Origin of the sequence: Flavobacterium sp. LHD-85, assembly GCF_030929595.1 — a bacterium.
Taxonomy (GTDB): Bacteria; Bacteroidota; Bacteroidia; order Flavobacteriales; family Flavobacteriaceae; genus Flavobacterium.
Genome location: NZ_JAVFVR010000017.1, coordinates 44,942 through 61,996 on the forward strand (window position 1 = coordinate 44,942; position 17,055 = coordinate 61,996).

The 17,055-nt window shown below is 34.4% G+C and carries 15 protein-coding genes; 4 read left to right on the forward strand and 11 right to left on the reverse strand.

From position 1 onward, the window contains the following. Positions 1–99: 99 nt before the first annotated feature. Both RB618_RS21215 and RB618_RS21220 read right to left on the reverse strand, forming a co-directional pair. A complete protein-coding gene (locus RB618_RS21215; RefSeq protein WP_008462177.1) occupies positions 100–468 on the reverse strand; it encodes a PUR family DNA/RNA-binding protein in 369 nt (122 codons plus the stop codon). Positions 469–536: 68 nt separating this feature from the next. Further along, the gene (locus tag RB618_RS21220) at positions 537–2,315 is read right to left on the reverse strand and encodes an ABC transporter ATP-binding protein (protein ID WP_308070631.1); all 1,779 of its coding nucleotides are present in this window, start codon (positions 2,313–2,315) and stop codon (positions 537–539) included. A gap of 204 nt (positions 2,316–2,519) precedes the next feature. Here RB618_RS21220 and RB618_RS21225 point away from each other — a divergent pair, with 204 nt between their 5' ends. The 3 genes from RB618_RS21225 to yajC all read left to right on the forward strand — a co-directional run bounded on the left by RB618_RS21225 (position 2,520) and on the right by yajC (position 5,157). Continuing rightward, positions 2,520–3,626 carry a Glu/Leu/Phe/Val dehydrogenase gene (locus RB618_RS21225; RefSeq protein ID WP_274255815.1) on the forward strand — a complete coding sequence of 369 codons (1,107 nt, stop codon included), beginning with the start codon at positions 2,520–2,522 and terminating at the stop codon, positions 3,624–3,626. Between the two features lie 237 nt (positions 3,627–3,863). Then, complete coding sequence (nusB, locus tag RB618_RS21230) at positions 3,864–4,775, forward strand: transcription antitermination factor NusB (protein ID WP_308070632.1); 912 nt, start codon at positions 3,864–3,866, stop codon at positions 4,773–4,775. Between the two features lie 106 nt (positions 4,776–4,881). Further along, positions 4,882–5,157: a preprotein translocase subunit YajC gene (gene yajC, locus RB618_RS21235; protein WP_308070633.1), complete on the forward strand. Its 276-nt coding sequence runs from the start codon at positions 4,882–4,884 to the stop codon at positions 5,155–5,157. A 357-nt stretch (positions 5,158–5,514) separates the two neighbouring features. Here the strand turns inward: yajC and RB618_RS21240 are convergent, their stop codons facing one another. The 7 genes from RB618_RS21240 to RB618_RS21270 all read right to left on the reverse strand — a co-directional run bounded on the left by RB618_RS21240 (position 5,515) and on the right by RB618_RS21270 (position 14,187). After that, positions 5,515–6,093, reverse strand: coding sequence for a YdeI/OmpD-associated family protein (locus RB618_RS21240; RefSeq protein ID WP_308070634.1), 579 nt, complete (start codon positions 6,091–6,093; stop codon positions 5,515–5,517). An 8-nt stretch (positions 6,094–6,101) separates the two neighbouring features. Next, entirely contained in the window at positions 6,102–7,379 is a 1,278-nt protein-coding gene (gene pepT, locus RB618_RS21245; protein ID WP_308070635.1) for a peptidase T, read from the reverse strand. Between the two features lie 117 nt (positions 7,380–7,496). Beyond that, positions 7,497–8,636: a formylglycine-generating enzyme family protein gene (locus RB618_RS21250; protein ID WP_308070636.1), complete on the reverse strand. Its 1,140-nt coding sequence runs from the start codon at positions 8,634–8,636 to the stop codon at positions 7,497–7,499. A gap of 96 nt (positions 8,637–8,732) precedes the next feature. Then, on the reverse strand, positions 8,733–9,749 hold the full coding sequence (locus tag RB618_RS21255; protein ID WP_308070637.1) for a DUF6515 family protein: 1,017 nt from the start codon (positions 9,747–9,749) through the stop codon (positions 8,733–8,735). Between the two features lie 72 nt (positions 9,750–9,821). Continuing rightward, complete coding sequence (locus RB618_RS21260; protein ID WP_308070638.1) at positions 9,822–11,054, reverse strand: porin; 1,233 nt, start codon at positions 11,052–11,054, stop codon at positions 9,822–9,824. A gap of 18 nt (positions 11,055–11,072) precedes the next feature. Next, positions 11,073–11,651 (reverse strand): hypothetical protein, encoded by a 579-nt coding sequence (locus tag RB618_RS21265; protein ID WP_308070639.1) that lies wholly within the window; start codon positions 11,649–11,651, stop codon positions 11,073–11,075. Positions 11,652–11,751: 100 nt separating this feature from the next. Further along, a complete protein-coding gene (locus RB618_RS21270) occupies positions 11,752–14,187 on the reverse strand; it encodes an arylsulfatase (protein ID WP_308070640.1) in 2,436 nt (811 codons plus the stop codon). 391 nt (positions 14,188–14,578) lie between these two features. On the opposite strand from RB618_RS21270, the gene RB618_RS21275 reads away from it, so the two are divergent. Continuing rightward, complete coding sequence (locus RB618_RS21275) at positions 14,579–15,613, forward strand: quinone-dependent dihydroorotate dehydrogenase (protein WP_308070641.1); 1,035 nt, start codon at positions 14,579–14,581, stop codon at positions 15,611–15,613. On the opposite strand, the gene RB618_RS21280 is transcribed toward RB618_RS21275, so the two are convergent. Both RB618_RS21280 and RB618_RS21285 read right to left on the reverse strand, forming a co-directional pair. Beyond that, positions 15,608–16,315, reverse strand: a complete 708-nt coding sequence (locus tag RB618_RS21280; RefSeq protein WP_308070642.1) for a DUF3307 domain-containing protein — start codon at positions 16,313–16,315, stop codon at positions 15,608–15,610. The genes RB618_RS21275 and RB618_RS21280 overlap by 6 nt on opposite strands. Further along, on the reverse strand, positions 16,312–16,923 hold the full coding sequence (locus RB618_RS21285) for a hypothetical protein (protein ID WP_308070643.1): 612 nt from the start codon (positions 16,921–16,923) through the stop codon (positions 16,312–16,314). The genes RB618_RS21280 and RB618_RS21285 overlap by 4 nt, the downstream gene beginning before the upstream one ends. Positions 16,924–17,055: the final 132 nt, after the last annotated feature.

Genomic DNA, 17,055 nt, shown 5'->3' on the forward strand with positions numbered 1-17,055 from the left:
GTCTCACATTTTACAATTCACATCTCGAAACATAAATATATAAAAAAAGTCCAAAATGCATAACAAATTGGACTCCTACTTTATGTAGATGATTTTAGATTAAATATCGTCAAAATCAATATCTGTAAAACTAGATCTTTGGCTTTCAGTCTTTTCAGAGCTGTATTCTTTTTTAAAATCTTTTTGATGTCTTTCAGAAATTACTTCTTCACCTTTATGGTTTAAAACATAAGAAGTCATTTCTTCTAATATTTCGGAGAAAGCACTAAAATCTTCTTTGTATAAGTAGATTTTGTGTTTTTTGAAGTGAAAAGAACCATCTTCTTCAGTAAATTTTTTGCTTTCTGTAATCGTGATATAATAATCATCAGCTTTGGTAGCTCTCACATCAAAGAAATAAGTTCTTCTTCCTGCTCGTAATACTTTAGAAAAAATCTCTTCTTTTTCTAACATGTCATTTTCTCTCATAATACGTTCTATCATTTTTGGAATTAATAGTACTCAAAAATCATAAAAAATTATCTATTACGCAACAATTAAAGTAATTCTTTTTCCGAAAGTTGTTTTAAATATAACGATGCATAATAACCTTCTTGATTTATCAATTGATTATGAGAACCTTGTTGAATTATCTTACCATCTTCGAGTATAATAATTTTATCTGCATTCTTGGCAGATGATACTCGATGGCTCACAATTATGGTTGTTTTGTCTTTAGAAATTTCGAACAAATTATTCAAAATCATTTCTTCAGTTTCAGTATCAACGGCAGATAAACAATCGTCAAAAAGTAAAATTGCTGGGTTTTTAATAATCGCTCTCGCAATAGAAACACGCTGTTTCTGTCCGCCCGAAAGTGTAATTCCTCTTTCTCCTAAAACGGTGTCATACTGTTTGTTAAAGGCAGTAATGTTGTCGTGAACCACGGCGTTTTTAGCTGCTTCGATCACTTCCTCATCAGTTGCATTTTGATTTCCGAATTTGATATTGTTTTTAATCGTGTCAGAAAACAAGAAAGCATCCTGAGGCACAATTCCGATATTATTACGAAGATCATTTAAGTTTAAAGTACTGATTTCATGCTGATCAATTTTAACTTCTCCTTCGGTTACATCATACAGTCTCGAAATCAATGAAAGAATAGTCGATTTCCCTGAGCCAGTTTTTCCAAGAATTGCCAATGTTTCTCCTTTTTTTACTGTGAAAGAAACATTTTTTAACGCTTCTATATTAGTGTCATCATAAGTAAAAGAAACATTTTCGAAAGAAATATTTCCTTGAATTTCTGAAGTGTTTTCGTTGTTGTTTTTAATTTCTGGTTCGATTTTCAAGAATTCATTTAGACGTTTTTGAGAAGCTTCCGCCTCTTGAACCATAGAAGAAACCCATCCTAAAGAAGCAACCGGCCACGTCAGCATGTTTACATATAATATAAACTCAGCAATAGTTCCGATATTTGGAATACTTCCGTTAATGTACATTACACCTCCAAAATATATTACAACCAAGTTACTGATTCCAATAAGTGCAATCATTAATGGTCCAAATAAAGATTGCACTCTTGCCAGACTTAAGCTTTTACGTTTGCTTTCTTCGGCCAAATCAACCATATTATTTTGATGCTGATTTTCTAGAGAATACGCTTTTATAACTCGAATTCCTGAAAAAATTTCTTGAGTAAAACTCGAAACCTTAGAAAGATATTGCTGGAACGTCGTGCTTCGTTTGTTGATTTCTGAACTTAATTTAAAAATGCAGTAAGAAAGAATTGGCAACGGTAATATAGTATATAAGGTAAGCAGTGGCGATACATTATACATATATAATATAACGATGGCAAAACGAATAGCTGTATTTATAGTATACATTACAGCTGGCCCGACATACATTCGGACTTTTGAAACGTCTTCACTAATACGGTTCATTAAGTCTCCTGTTCGGTTTTGCTTGTAGAAATTTTGAGAAAGATTCTCGTATTGTCTGAAAACTTCATTTTTTAAATCAAACTCAATATGACGCGACATTACGATTAAAGTCTGGCGCATTAAAAAGGTTAAGAAGCCGGCAACTATAGTTGTTCCAATGATAAGTAGCACATTATGAATAAGATCCTGACGAAAAGCTGCAATTACTATTTCCGATTTTTGTTCTGCAGCAGATAATTTATCAAAGTTTTCAATAGCATTTAAAGACTTGCTAATGAGTTTTGGAGTAAATAGAGAAAATATTTGTGCGATTATGGTGATTAAAATACCGAGTGAAAAACTGTATTTATATTTAATGAAATATTTGTTTAAATAGCTTAATTCTTTCATTTTTTTAAGAAATATGATATTGAATTGTTTTGGATTTAAGAATTATTGTTAAATAAAATTATAATAATTTGCGATTTAATCAAAACAATTATATTGTAATATTGTTATTTTAAGGATAAAAAATTAGCACATGTGTATTTTTTAATTATGTTTGAGATGTCTTTTTGACAAATTCATAATTTTAACCTAATTAATACTAGCGCTATGGATGCAACTTTCGCAACTGGAAAGGAACTTCAAAAAATGGATCCTGTTTTTGGTCAATTATCTTTTGACGATCACGAACAAATTGTATTTTGCAATGACAAAGATACAGGTTTAAAAGCAATTATTGGTATTCATAATTCGGTTATGGGGCCAGCTTTGGGAGGAACCAGAATGTGGAATTATAACACAGAATGGGAAGCTTTAAACGATGTTTTACGCCTTTCGAGAGGTATGACGTTTAAATCTGCCATTACTGGACTTAATATTGGTGGAGGTAAAGCTGTAATTATCGGCGATGCTAAAACTCAAAAAACTCCTGAATTAATGCGTAAGTTTGGTGAATTCGTTCACTCACTTAGCGGAAGATATATTACTGCAGAAGATGTCGGAATGGAAACTAAAGACATGGATACGGTAAGAGACGTAACACCTTATGTTACGGGTATTTCTGAAGAAAGAGGTGGTTCTGGAAATCCTTCTCCAATTACTGCTTACGGAGTTTATTTAGGTATGAAAGCGGCAGCTAAAAGTCAGTTTGGTACTGATGTTTTAGACGGTAAAAAAGTTTTAGTGCAGGGAATTGGACACGTAGGTGAAACTTTGGTTGAATATTTAACTAAAGAAGGAGCGCAGGTAACTATTTCTGATATCAACGAAGAAAAATTATTCCAAGTTGCTTCAAAATACAATGCAACAATTTATACTGGTGAAGATTTATATACTGCAGATGTTGATATCTATGCACCGTGTGCTATGGGAGCAACAATCAACGATAATACAGTAGATAAAATTAAAGCTAAAGTTATTGCTGGTGCAGCAAACAATCAATTGGCTGATGAGAATGTTCACGGAGCAAGATTGCAAGAAAGAGGTATTTTATACGCTCCAGATTTCTTGATCAACGCTGGTGGAATTATCAATGTTTATGCTGAGTTAGCAAACTACGGTAAAGCTGAAATCATGAGTAAAACAGAAAATATCTATAACACAACTTTAGAAATTATAGATTTCGCTGCTAAAAATAATATTACAACTCATAAAGCGGCGCTTACAATTGCTCAAAACCGTATCGATCAAAGAAGAATCGAGAACGCTAAGAAGTAATTTTTTGAGTTTACAGTCTCAGTCTCAGTTTTCAGATCTACTGGAAACTGAGATTTTTTGTTTTCGCTTAATACTGAAAACTGTGACTGCGACTGAAAACTAAATAAAAATGATGCCTAAAACTGCGACTTTTTTACGATTTAATTTTAAAATACGCCTATAAAGTTATACTTTTGCAGACTAATTTTTAAATGTTCTTACAAGGTGGTAAATAGAAGACACATACGCGTTAAAGTAATGCAATCCATTTATGCAATGCACCAAAGCGGTTCTGATAACATGGAAAAAGAAGAGAAATTTCTTTTCTACAGCATTGATAATATTCAGGACTTATATCTTATAATGCTTTCTTCATTGATAGAAATTTGCAAAAAAGAAGCTGTCTATTTGCATCTATCAAGTAAAAAACACCTTGCTACTGCAGCAGAACGTAATCCGAACGAAAAGTTCATCAAAAACAAAATCTTCCAGCTTTTAGCAGAAAGTAATTCTCTTAGCATCGCTTTAGAAAATCGTAAGATCAATAACTGGTCTTTAAACGACGATTATATTATTTTGCTTTTAAATGATGTTAAAGCAAGCGATATCTACAAAAAATACATGAGCAATAACGTCAATACGTTTGAAGAAGACAGACAATTTATTATTGATTTGTTTGAAAATGTTATTGTTCCAAACGAAAAATTATATGAGTATTTAGAGGATGATAAATTAACTTGGGTTGATGATATTCCGGTTGTAAATACACATATCGTTAAACAATTGAAAGCAATCAAAACAGAAGATCCAGACGATTTTAGAGTGCCAAAATTGTATAAAGATGTTGAAGATAAAGATTTTGCTAAAGATTTGTTTAGAAGAACAGTTTTAAATGAAACTGCTTTTGCAAAAGAATACGAAGACAAAACTCCAAATTGGGACAGTGATCGTATTGCCGAAATTGATACGATTATCTTAAAGATGGCTATTTGCGAGTTTATTAAATTCCCTTCAATTCCTGTAAAAGTAACTCTTAATGAATATTTAGAAATTGCAAAAGAGTATTCTACACCAAAAAGTAGTATTTTTATCAACGGAATTTTAGATAATTTGGTTAAGGAGCTGACTGCCAATAAAAAGATGGTAAAAGTAGGAAGAGGGTTAATGTAAAATTTTGAAATAATCAATTTTAAAATTCCAACTGCTTTGTCTCTCTGAGCAAAGTCGAAGAATTAAAAAAGTATATTAAATATAAATCAAAAACTAAATTTAAATTATGGGACAATTAACTCAATTTGCGCCATTTCTTTTAATGTTCGTGGTAATCTATTTCTTCATGATCAGACCACAGCAAAAAAGAGCTAAAAACGAAAAAGAATTTGAAAGCAACCTGAAAGTAGGTGATAAAATAGTTACAAAAAGTGGTTTCCACGGTAAAATCGCTGAATTAGCAGAAACTACTGTTGTAATCGAAACGATGTCTGGAAAATTAAAATTAGAGCGTTCTGCGATCTCTTTAGAATTGAGCGCTGCTTTGAATAAGAAAGCTTAATTTTTATTCTAAAAATAAATTTCAAAATGTAAAATCCCAAATTCCAAAAGGAGTTTGGGATTTTTTTTTGTTTTTAACTGAATACAGCAGTCTTGTCATTTCGAACGAAGAGAGAAATCTTCGCAAGTAGCTCCGCAAAGACTTTAATTCATTGTATGAAAATATAGGCCGTGGTTTCAACCACGGGAATACGGATTGTGATTGTGATAATGATTGTGCCCCGTGGTTGAAACCACGGGCTATGTTTGCCAGATGATATTTTTCTATTATAAAAAAAAAACCTTTGTCAAAGTTTTAAACTTTGACAAAGGTTCTCGTATAGCTTTGGAATTTGGATTTTAAATATTGGAATTTAAACTATCTGTATTTGTCATTCAATCCAACATTTGTCAAAATCATTGGAATCACTTTTTCGATTCTCGAAAGTTTGGTTTTTTCCTGTTTTGCTGTTTCAATATATTCTAAAAACTCATATTGTTTGTAAGGAGCAAATTTTTCAAAAGCTTCTTTTAAAGCTGGATTTTTCGCCATTTCTTCATTTAAAAGTTCAGAAATAATTGCTTCTTTTTTTGCAGGTTTTATGACTTTTCCTTGTTTTTCGTTTTCAATGGCTTCGTGAATATATTCTAAAATATCCTTCTCGTTTATTTCTTCTTTTGATTTAAAGCGCCATTGACGTAACGACTTTGTTACTTCTTCCTGAGCGTTTATAAGTTTCTTCTTTTCATCTTTCAGAAAAACGCCATTATAAAACCAAATGGTGAAATAATCTTTAAAACCGCCTAGGCCAACAATGTTTTTTTTATTGAAAACATAAACAGGTGCTCCCCATTTTACAGTTTCAATTAGTTCAGTTTTATCAATAATTGATTTGAGGATAAGAATTTCTTCTTCCCACTGATTCATTTTGTCCCAAACGTTTTTTTTCTCAGACATTCCTTTGATTATTTTCTTTTCTTAGATTTTTCTGGTGCGTCAAAAATTCCTGGAATTGCAGTTAATTCAGCAATTTTTACAATAACATCGGTTGCTTTCTGAATGCTTTCTGCAGGAACATATTCGTATTTTCCGTGGAAATTATGTCCGCCCGCAAAAATGTTCGGACAAGGCAATCCCATAAACGATAATTGAGAACCGTCAGTTCCGCCGCGAATTGGTTTTATGATCGGTTTGATGTTTAATTCTCTCATTGCTTTTTCGGCAATATCTACAATATATTTTACTGGAAGAACTTTCTCTTTCATATTATAGTACTGATCTTTAACTTGAGCAACGACAATATCTTCGCCAAATTTCTTCGCAAATTTCTTGTTGAATTGTTTTGCCAGTTTATGGATCAATTCTTTTCTTTTTTCGAATTTCTTTCTGTTGTGATCACGAATAATCAGTTCTAAAACTGTTTCTTCGATATTTCCTTTGATGTGGTGTACATGAAAGAAACCTTCGTAACCTCTAGTTTCTTGTGGCGTTTCGCCTTTTGGAAGTTCATTGATAAAATCATTTGCCAAAAGCATAGAATTGATCATTTTTCCTTTAGCATAACCAGGGTGAACACTTTTTCCTCTGAAAGTGATTTTAGCTCCAGCTGCGTTGAAATTTTCGTATTCTAATTCGCCAATCTGACTTCCATCCATGGTATAAGCCCACTGCGCTCCGAATTTTTCTACATCAAAATGATGCGCACCGCGACCAATTTCTTCATCAGGAGTAAATCCGATTCTGATTTTTCCGTGTTTAATTTCTGGATGTTGGATTAGGTATTCCATTGCTGAAACAATTTCTGTAATTCCAGCTTTATCATCAGCACCTAGCAGTGTTGTTCCGTCAGTTGTAATGATGGTTTGGCCTTTGTATTGTAATAAATCTTTGAAGTAATCAGGAGATAAGACAATGTTTTTTTCAGCGTTTAGAACGATATCTTTTCCGTCGTAATTTTCAACGATTTGAGGTTTTACATTTGCTCCGCTAAAGTCTGGTGAAGTATCAAAGTGAGAAACAAAACCAATTGTTGGCACTTCATGGTCAACATTGCTCGGAAGCGTTGCCATGATATAGGCTTTGTCGTCTATAGTTACGTCTTCAAGACCAATCGCTTTTAGTTCGTCAACTAATTTATTGGCAAGATTCCATTGTTTTTGTGTGCTCGGGGTTGTTTGTGAATTTGGATCCGATTCCGTATCAATCGTTACATAACTGATAAAGCGATCTATGATATGTTGCATTTTTTTGAATTTTTAGCAAATATAGAAAATTTTTTCTGCTAGGAAATTTAGCTTTCAATATCTGAATTAATAAAAAAGGGATTCAATTTTGAATCCCTTTTTGGTATTTTGAGTTTGTTATTTACTTTTTACGCATCTAAAACCAACGTGGTTTGCGGCAGATCTGATTTCGCCTTTTCCTCTTGTTCCAACCATATAGCGAGTGCAGTATTGATCGGTGCATAAAAACGAACCTCCACGGTGTACGCGTTTTATTTCGGTTGGGTCATTCGGATCGTAATAAGCACTTGGCCCTTGCGGATTTTTTGTCACTTTACCGCTTTCTGCTAATGATTTGTAGTAATCTACGCTGTACCAGTCGTTTACCCATTCCCATACATTTCCAGCGATATCATATAATCCGTATGCATTTGGAGCGTATTGTTTGGTTGGGGCAATTCCTTTAAATCCGTCTTCTCCAGTATCACCGTCTTTAATTGGAAAATGGCCTTGGTAGATGTTAGCCTGAAATTTTCCTTTTGGTTTTAAATCATTTCCCCAAGCGTATAAATTTCCAGTTTTTCCACCTCTTGCAGCAAATTCCCATTCAGCTTCAGTTGGAAGTCTTTTTCCAGCCCATTTTGCATAAGCTGCAGCATCTTCGTAAACAACATGTACAACAGGATATTTTTCTTTTCCTATAATGGTACTTTGGGGGCCTTCTGGATGTCTCCAATCGGCACCTGGTTCGTAACGCCACCATTGCAAGAAATTGTTCAAATTAACTGCTGATGGTGTAGGAGTGAAGACTACAGAACCTGTTACTAAATCTTCCTCGTTTGCTGTTGGAAACTCTTCCTTAGTTGGTTTTTGTTCAGCAACAGTGACATAACCAGTAGCTTTTACAAATTTTTCAAATTCTTCATTAGTTACTTCAGTTTCATCCATATAATAGCCATCTACATAAACTCTGTGAATTGGAGCTGCATCTTTTGTCACGCCTTTAATACTGCATAGACTTTCATCTTCAACATTAGTTCCCATAGAAAATTCGCCACCAGGAATCCAAACCATGCCTTTCGGGGTTTTTTCTGTTGGTTTAAATTTATTTTCAACGGTTGGCTTGAATTCAGATTCTGCATTGCTTGGAATTTCGTGACATTCGGCAATTGTTTTTTCTGCTTTTTCTTCCTTATTTGTAAATCTAGTATAGCTGTAAGCGATTGAAATAATGGATAATGTGAGTAACGCAAAAATCCAAAAGGTTTTGTTTTTCATGGTTTATTTATTTGAGCTTATAATGGTTATCAATAGCGGGCATAAAATTAGCAAAATTACTTTTATAACTATAGTAATTTTATAGAATTAATAAGATTAACTTTCTTTCTCAACTGAAACTACTTCGTATTTATTTTTCCCATCAATTTGTACAGGTTGATAATAGGTTTCACCAAATTTTACATATTTAGCATCGCCAATGGTCACTTCTTCTCCGCCTTCAGGCAAATTATCTACAATTGTTCCTGCTGTAGGAGCAACTACAGTATATTTCCCGCCATCTTTTTCATAATAGGTTCCTCCATAATAGTAATTGTTTACCGTACCGGTATTTACTGTTTCTGCTCCGCTTGGAATATTGTTTACTGTACCTCCAACTGGTGCAGGAACTGCTGTATAACCGCCATTGGTCGAGGTGTACCAAACTCCTTGATCGTAGTGATACTTTTCGTTTTGCACGCTTACAATAATTGCCGTAGTTGCTAGAGTTGCTACGAAAAATCCCCAAGGATGCCAAACTGGTCCCCAGTAAAATGGTACATAAGGACGCGGATAATAAGGATGATAGCAATTGTATCTGTAACCGCCATACACATAAGGTGGGCGTGTATATGGTCTGTATCCGGGACGAACTACTGTATTTCGATTATTGCGAACATGAACACTATTGTTAACATTAATATTGACATTATTTCTGTTTCTGTTAACGGTATTGCCGCTTATGTTGGTGTTTCTATTGCCTACATTGTTTCGATTGACAGTATTATTTCGATTGACAGTATTATTTCGATTTACTGTATTGTTTCTATTTACAGCGTTGTTTCTGTTAGAATTGTTTGCAGGTCTAGTTATTTGAGTGCCAGAATTATTGGCTCCCGGTCTAGTCGTTGCAGCAGGTCTAGTTGTACTTGGCCTTGACACATTTGGTCTGGACTGTGTAGCTGGTCTGGCTGGACGGGAATGTGTAGCTGCTCCGCCACCTCTGTTAAATCCGCCACCACCACCGCCACCACGATGACGCTGCGCTAAGCTGTCAACAGAAATAAACAAAAAAGCTCCGGTTAAACACATTAGAAGTGCCAGTTTTTTTACTGTTTTCGATATACTTTTCATATTCAGTAATTTATGTGATTTAAAGTTATGAAAAAAAATGTTCGTTTTGAATTAATGAATTAAAAGTTTGAATTATAATGAAATATCCCATTGTATTCTAAATCGCCACCCTTGTTCTAATGGAAGCGTTTTGTCTTGAAAACTAAAGTAACTTACCTCTGAAGTCAGTTTGTTTTTATGACCTTTAAAAAACCAGTTAAAAGCCAATGTAGATTCTTCTTGTCTGTTTTCTCTTATAGAATTATCAGGTCTGTAGCCCGCATGACGTCCCGCCATTTCTAATTGTTTAGGCCACCAATTAAAAACATTATGGAAGAAATATCCGGCTTGAACATAATAGCCTTTCATTACCGTCATATCGTTATTGTTGTATTTGTCAATGATTTCTTTAGTATGCCATTCGCTTTGCCAAGAAAATCCGCGATACATAAAAGCGCTCTCCAAATTCCATTGATTGACTCTATATTGACCTGGTAATCCATCTTCAAATCCATCTAAAGAACCTCCTCCAGCTTGAGAAAATCGCGTATAAGGGCTTCGATTGGTTACAGCTGAGAAAGCAATAATTGGAGTTGGTTTTTCGTGAAATTCTAAATCGCAGCCTTCAAATTCAAGGGATCTGCCTAGGAAATTCCATTGTGCTCTTCCAAAATACATTAAGTGATTATCATCGTTAGAAGTACTTCCTCTTCCGGTTCCGGTAAGAGCTGCAAACCAATAATTGAAATCGGCAATACCAGCTCCTTTTAAATGGCCATAAACTTCTGCTCCTAATTGTCGGTCTACAGTAAAAGGACGGTTAATTAAGGATCGATCTACCATTTGCTGTTCACCGCTGCTGATAAAGCGTTCTCGTGTAAATTCGGTTTTCCATTGCCCAACTTTAAAACTCAGGAAGTCCCATTTTTCGATCATTAATCTAAAATCAAGTAAATTGGATTGGCTTAATTCATACTCCCAATAATATTTGAGCCAAGGTTCAAAAGCATGACCGCCAATTTTTAATCTGGCACGGTTTATTTTGAAAGTCGTTTTAGCATCTTGGCTATAATCATCGTAAGTCAATGGATCTGTATCATTTGGTGTTGAAAAACGAAACTGAAGTCGGCTATGTAATTGAAACAGGAATTTGTTGTCTTTTGTACGCAACTCAAGCCCCTTATCTCCATATCGAACAGTCATTATTTTTGTGGTGTCCTTTTCTTTTTCAAGCTGGGCCATTCCATTAAAACCAATTAAAAGCATCAAGAATGTCAAAATAATCTTTGAAATCGAAACAGTTTTATTTGTTTTGTATAGGTACATAATTGGTTTTTAAAATGTTTATTTTCCTCCAAAGTTCTTCGCAATTCCTAAACCTAGTCCCCAGCTGTCATAGGCATTCCATTTAAAATCGTAGCTAACGGTTCCGAAAATTTCCCAGCCTTTTGGCAATTCGTAGCCGTATTCAACTCCGGCTCTGGTTAGGAAAAAATCCTCTTCTTTAGCAAATTCGCCTCCAAAGCCTAGAAGAAAACTCCAATTTTCGTTTGGTTTGTAAATTCCCATTAAGGCAGGAGCAATAGGATAACTTCTTTCTACGGTTTCTTTGTCTTCTTCGCTAGCGTATACTTTTTCGACTTTATATTTTTCCATAACAAAATCAGTATGAAGACCAATTGCCCATTTTTCATGAAACTGAAATGTATAATCTATCCCCCAAGCAGGAAGGGTTAAAGTTTCCCGATTTCCTTCGTCATCACGGCCTTCAAAAACATGAACATGATTAATCGATATTCCGATTTGATGATGCGTTTTGAATTTTTTTTCTTCGTTTTCCTGAGCTGAAATTTTGTTTTGAATGATTAAGTACAAAAGAGCTGTTAGAAAAAGTGTTTTTTTAAGATGGCTTGTACTAGTCATTGTGATTTAGTTTTTAATCTTTAATCTTTAATAAAAAAGAGGTATTTTATTTACTTTTTTCAGTATATAAATACCTCTTTAATTTTATTTTTCTATAAGACTACTCGCTTTTCATAATTCTTAAAGCTTCTTTATTAAGATCTTCATAGCTTTGTTCGCTAATATCAACACCAACACCTAAGATTTCTCCACCTTTAAAAGTACCTGGTGATTTATATTGATGACTTACAGCGTCGCCACTATCGAATCCTACGCAAAGACCATCACCAGAAAGTGTGAATTTACCTGGTTGTGTTTTCATAGGACCTTTGGCTACTTCTTTGCCGTCAATGTATAAATGACCTGTACCAATTTGTTCTCCGTTTTTACCGGTACTTTCTCTTACAAACTCAAATCCCAAGGCATGTTTACCAGGAGTTAAGGTAGCCGATGAAACAAAAGATTGTTCTGGCTGAATTCCTAAGAAATTATAAACATAGTGTAATTTATTGTCTTTGATGAATAAAGAGTGTCCTCCAAAGCGAGATCCGTGAGCAAAAACTACTCCTGAAGCTCCCGATTTAATATCTACATCACCGACAATTTTGTATGAGCGACCGCGTACGTTTACTGCTACACCTTCTGGTACAGCAGCAGTTCCAGGATAGTAAATGTAACGAGTTTTTGGTTTTTCTTGAGAAGGACGTTCCGTGCTTAATAATTCCATAGGAGAACGGTCGTCTAGAGGTAAAACTAAATTTTTAGCAGCTTCGTCAAACCAAGCATCTTTAAGTTCTTTTAATTTTTCAGGGTACTTTTTAGCCAAATTGTTTGACTCAGCTCTGTCCACATCTACATTGTATAATTCCCATTCGTCTTTGTCAAAGTTGCTTTTACCGGTAAGCGGTACATGTACAGCAACTGCTTTCCAACCGTCTTTCCAAATGGCACGAGTCCCTAACATTGTATAGTACTGTATGTGTTTTTGAGTAGGAGCATCTGGTTTAGCATCAAACGAGTATTTCATTGAAACTCCAGATAATGGATATTGATCTACGCCATTATATTTAGTAGGCATTTTTAGACCACAGATGTCTAAAATTGTAGGTACAATGTCAGTAGAATGGTGGTATTGATTACGGATTTCACCTCTGGCTTTAATTCCTTTTGGCCATGAAATTACTAATGCATCACAAGTTCCTCCTGCATAATTACTGTAGCGTTTAAACATTTTGTAGGGAGCAGAGAAAGCCGCCGCCCAACCAGTAGGATAATGCTCGTAAGTATCTGGGCCTCCTAGTTTATCCAAATATTTTAAATTTTCAGATAATTCATCAGGATAACCATTAAAGAATTTGTTTTCGTTTACAGATCCAGATGGAGAACCTTCACCCGAAGCACCATTATCGGCAGCATAAAGAACAACAGTATTTTCTAACTGACCTGTTTTTTCTAAATACTCAATAACACGTCCTACTTGAGCATCAGTGTATTCGGAGAAACCGGCATATACTTCGGCTAGTTTTGAGAATAATTTTTTCTCATCAGCACTTAGTTTATTCCAAGGTTTTACATAATCACCAGGATTAGCAATATTAGGAGGTAAGAAATTGAAATCGGTGTTTTTAGTTCCTTTAGGTAGAATTCCTTTAGCAATCATACGAGGTAATACCCATTCGCGATAAGCATCGTAACCAGTATCAAATTTTCCTTTGTATTTAGCAATGTACTCTTCTGGTGCATGGTGTGGTGCATGGTTTGCTCCAGGGCAGTACCACATATACCATGGTTTAGAGGGGTTGGTGGCTTTTTGGTCTTTGATGTATTCAATGGCTTTATCGGCTAAATCTTTAGATAAGTGATAGCCCTCTTCAGGAGTATAAGGTGCCTCAATAAAGTGGTTGTCTTCTATTAAATCAGGATACCATTGGTTGGTTTCACCTCCTATGAATCCGTAATAGCGGTCAAAGCCCATTTGGGTTGGCCATTGTGCTTTGGAGCCTCCAGAAGAAACGTCTTGTTCTGGTACGTTGTGGTTTTTTCCAATCCAGAAAGTACTCCATCCTGCTTGTTGTAGTACTTGACCAATTGTAGCACACTGAGCTGGGATTTGTCCGTTTGCTCCAGGATAACCATCTGTAGTTTCGGTGATGGATGCCATACCGTTTAAGTGGTGGTTACGACCAGTTAATAAAGTAGAACGAGTTGGCGAACATAATGCTGTAGTATGCCATTGGGTGTAGGTAATACCATTGTCCGCTAATTTTTGCAGTGTTGGCATGTTTATGGCTCCTCCATAAGGTGACCAAGCAGCCTGTCCTGTGTCATCGTATAAGATAAACAATACGTTTGGCGCACCTTCTGGAGCTGATTTTTTAGTGTAGGGTTTCCAGTCTGGTTTTGAATTTCTAATATCAAGTTCGATGACACCATGGAAATTTTCTTTAGTTACTTTCTGAGGATCTGCCTGAGCGGCTAATTTCGAGGTTAAGCCTAATGAAAGGCAAAATAGTAGTGTGAAAATACTTTTCAGAATGAATTGTTTACTGACTTTCATGATTTAAGTTATTAATTATTATTGATCTTGTGCGGGGCACTTTGTTGAACTTTTGGGTATAAAAAATAATCTGAAAAAAATGGAATTTTTAGTCTTTTCTAAATCGAAATATTTTTATAGGCTTATAGTTTTTAAAATTTTGAAATGTAATCTCTCAAATTTAAATATTATAAGCTTGGAAGGATATTTTCAACAGATTTAAGTGGTTTCATTTTATAATTTGCAACATAAAAAGCAAGTTTTAGAACAATGGACGGTCTATGTTTTAAGAATAGTTTTATTTATGAGCGGAAAAATCAAACAAAAAGAAAATGATTTGTTTTCGCAAAAAGACACCTTTTTAAACTATAATATTTAAATTTGCAGCCAAAATAACAACAACACAACTCTTATGTATAAATTGATAATTCGTCCGATACTTTTTTGTTTTGATCCTGAAAAAGTGCATTATTTTACTTTTTCTTTTGTAAAATTCATCTCAAAAATCCCTGGAGTTTCGGCGATTATAAGATCAATTTATGAGGTAAAAGATACTCGACTAGAAAGAGAAGTTTTTGGAGTTAAATTTAAAAACCCTGTAGGACTTGCGGCTGGTTTTGATAAAGATGCTAAGCTGTATAAAGAACTAGGTGATTTTGGTTTTGGTTTTATCGAAATTGGAACTGTAACGCCAGTTGGACAAGAAGGAAATCCGAAAAAACGTTTATTCCGTTTAAAAGAAGATCAAGCAATTATTAACCGAATGGGATTTAATAATGGCGGAGTTCTAGAAGCGGTAGAGCGTTTGAAAAAGAACTCAGGTGTTTTAATTGGGGGAAATATCGGAAAAAATAAAGTAACCGATAATGAAGATGCCGTAAAAGATTACATCATTTGTTTTGATGCGCTTTTCAATCATGTAGATTATTTTGTAGTGAATGTGAGTTCGCCAAATACACCAAATTTAAGAGCTTTACAAGATAAAGAGCCTTTAACAGCTTTGTTGCAGACACTTCAAAATAGAAATGTCGAAAAGCAAAAAACAAGCACCCAGAAAGTAAAACCAATTCTTTTAAAAATTGCTCCAGACCTTACTGATGAGCAATTGTTGGATATTATTGATATTGTAAAAACAACTCAAATTGCTGGTGTAATTGCAACAAATACCACTATTTCTAGAGAAGGTTTGCAATCTGCTAATCAAACTGAAACTGGAGGTTTGTCTGGAAAACCATTGACGAAACGTTCTACAGAAGTAATTCGTTTTCTATCTGAAAAAAGCAACAAAGCATTTCCAATTATTGGAGTAGGAGGAATTCATTCTGCAGATGATGCAATCGAAAAACTAAATGCAGGTGCGAGTTTGGTGCAATTGTACACTGGATTTATTTATGAAGGTCCAGCGTTAATCAAAGCAATTAACAAAAAAGTTTTAGAACAATTATAAAAGCAGCGCTTGAACAGTTAATCCGATAAGTATTGCAATTCCAAAACTGATTAAGGTCCCAATCATTACATATTCGGTCAATTTTCTGTCTTTGGCTTCTTTTAAATCTCCGAATCTAAAAATAGATTTAGCGGCAAGAAGAAAACCAATAGCTTCAAAATGTCCGGTTAGAATAAATCCGAAAACAAATAAGCGTTCTAAAATACCAATATAATTTCCAGCAGCTATTAGAGAATTATCCTGATGGCTGTTTTGGCTTTCAGGAGCCCATATTGAGATTATGGTTTTTATAAAAATAGAGGTTGGTTTTGTGAGCAATAAAAATCCTGTAAGCAGAATCCAGAACTCATTATCTTTCCAAAAATAAGGAATAGGCTTATTTTCATATAATAATGCTATTCCAATTAAAATTAAAATGTGCGCAATTTGATCAACTACAAACCAAGTGCGTTTGGTTTTATTTTTCTGAAAATTTAATTTGATTAAATCTACAATTCCGTGCGTAACGGCTATTATTACAGCATAAGGTATAAAACTGATTTCGCCCACTAAAACCGCTGCTAAAACTCCGTGCAGTAAAATATGAATATACAAATAAACACTTTTGTGTTTTTTGCTTTCTTTATTAGCGACCCAAGAATTGGGTTGCCAGATAAAATCACCTAACAAATGTGCGAGAAGTAGTTTTATAAATAAAATCATGGGGCTGTAAGTTGTTTTATTTGTTTTCTAAAGTATCGATCTAAATTCATTACCAAATCAAACTGAGCGCGTTTTTGTCTTCGGCTGACAGCAGCTTGATTAATGCCTAGTTTTTGTCCTAATTCTTCCTGTGACAAGGTTGGGTTTTCAATTGCAACAGCAACAAATTCTGCCGATTGCACCAGCCAGCTGTCCATAAAAGTCAATGCTAATTGGAGCATTAGATTCAGTTTTTCATCTAAATCAGTATCTCCTGTTCGCAAAGCGAGAGTAACTTTTTGTTTTTTTAAAGTTTCAAAAAGTTCTCCAGAATTAATAAAGGCAGAACCATTGCTTTCAGAAATTCGTGCAGCATTATGCGTCTTATCTCCAAAACCAATGCTCATCCGAGCATCAGATTTTATGGTTCTTAAATGTGCTTTTACCAAAATAGCAGCTAACAGCGCATCTTCGGGATTACTAATTTCAATTTGAAATTCATCTCCACGGTATACTTCCCACTGACTTGGCGTTTTGCCAAATGGAGCTAAGATTTTCTTTAAATCTTCGACCCAATGCTCAGATTGCTGTCTCGAACCAATTATGTCACCTGTAATTACACTAGTCATAACTCAAATATAATTAAAAAAATTATAAATTTTATATTACAAATATAAGGAATAAAAATAATTATTACGTTTTTTGGTAATATTTTAAGTTATTACGTTTTTTGGTAATAAAATTGATTATTGTAATATTCA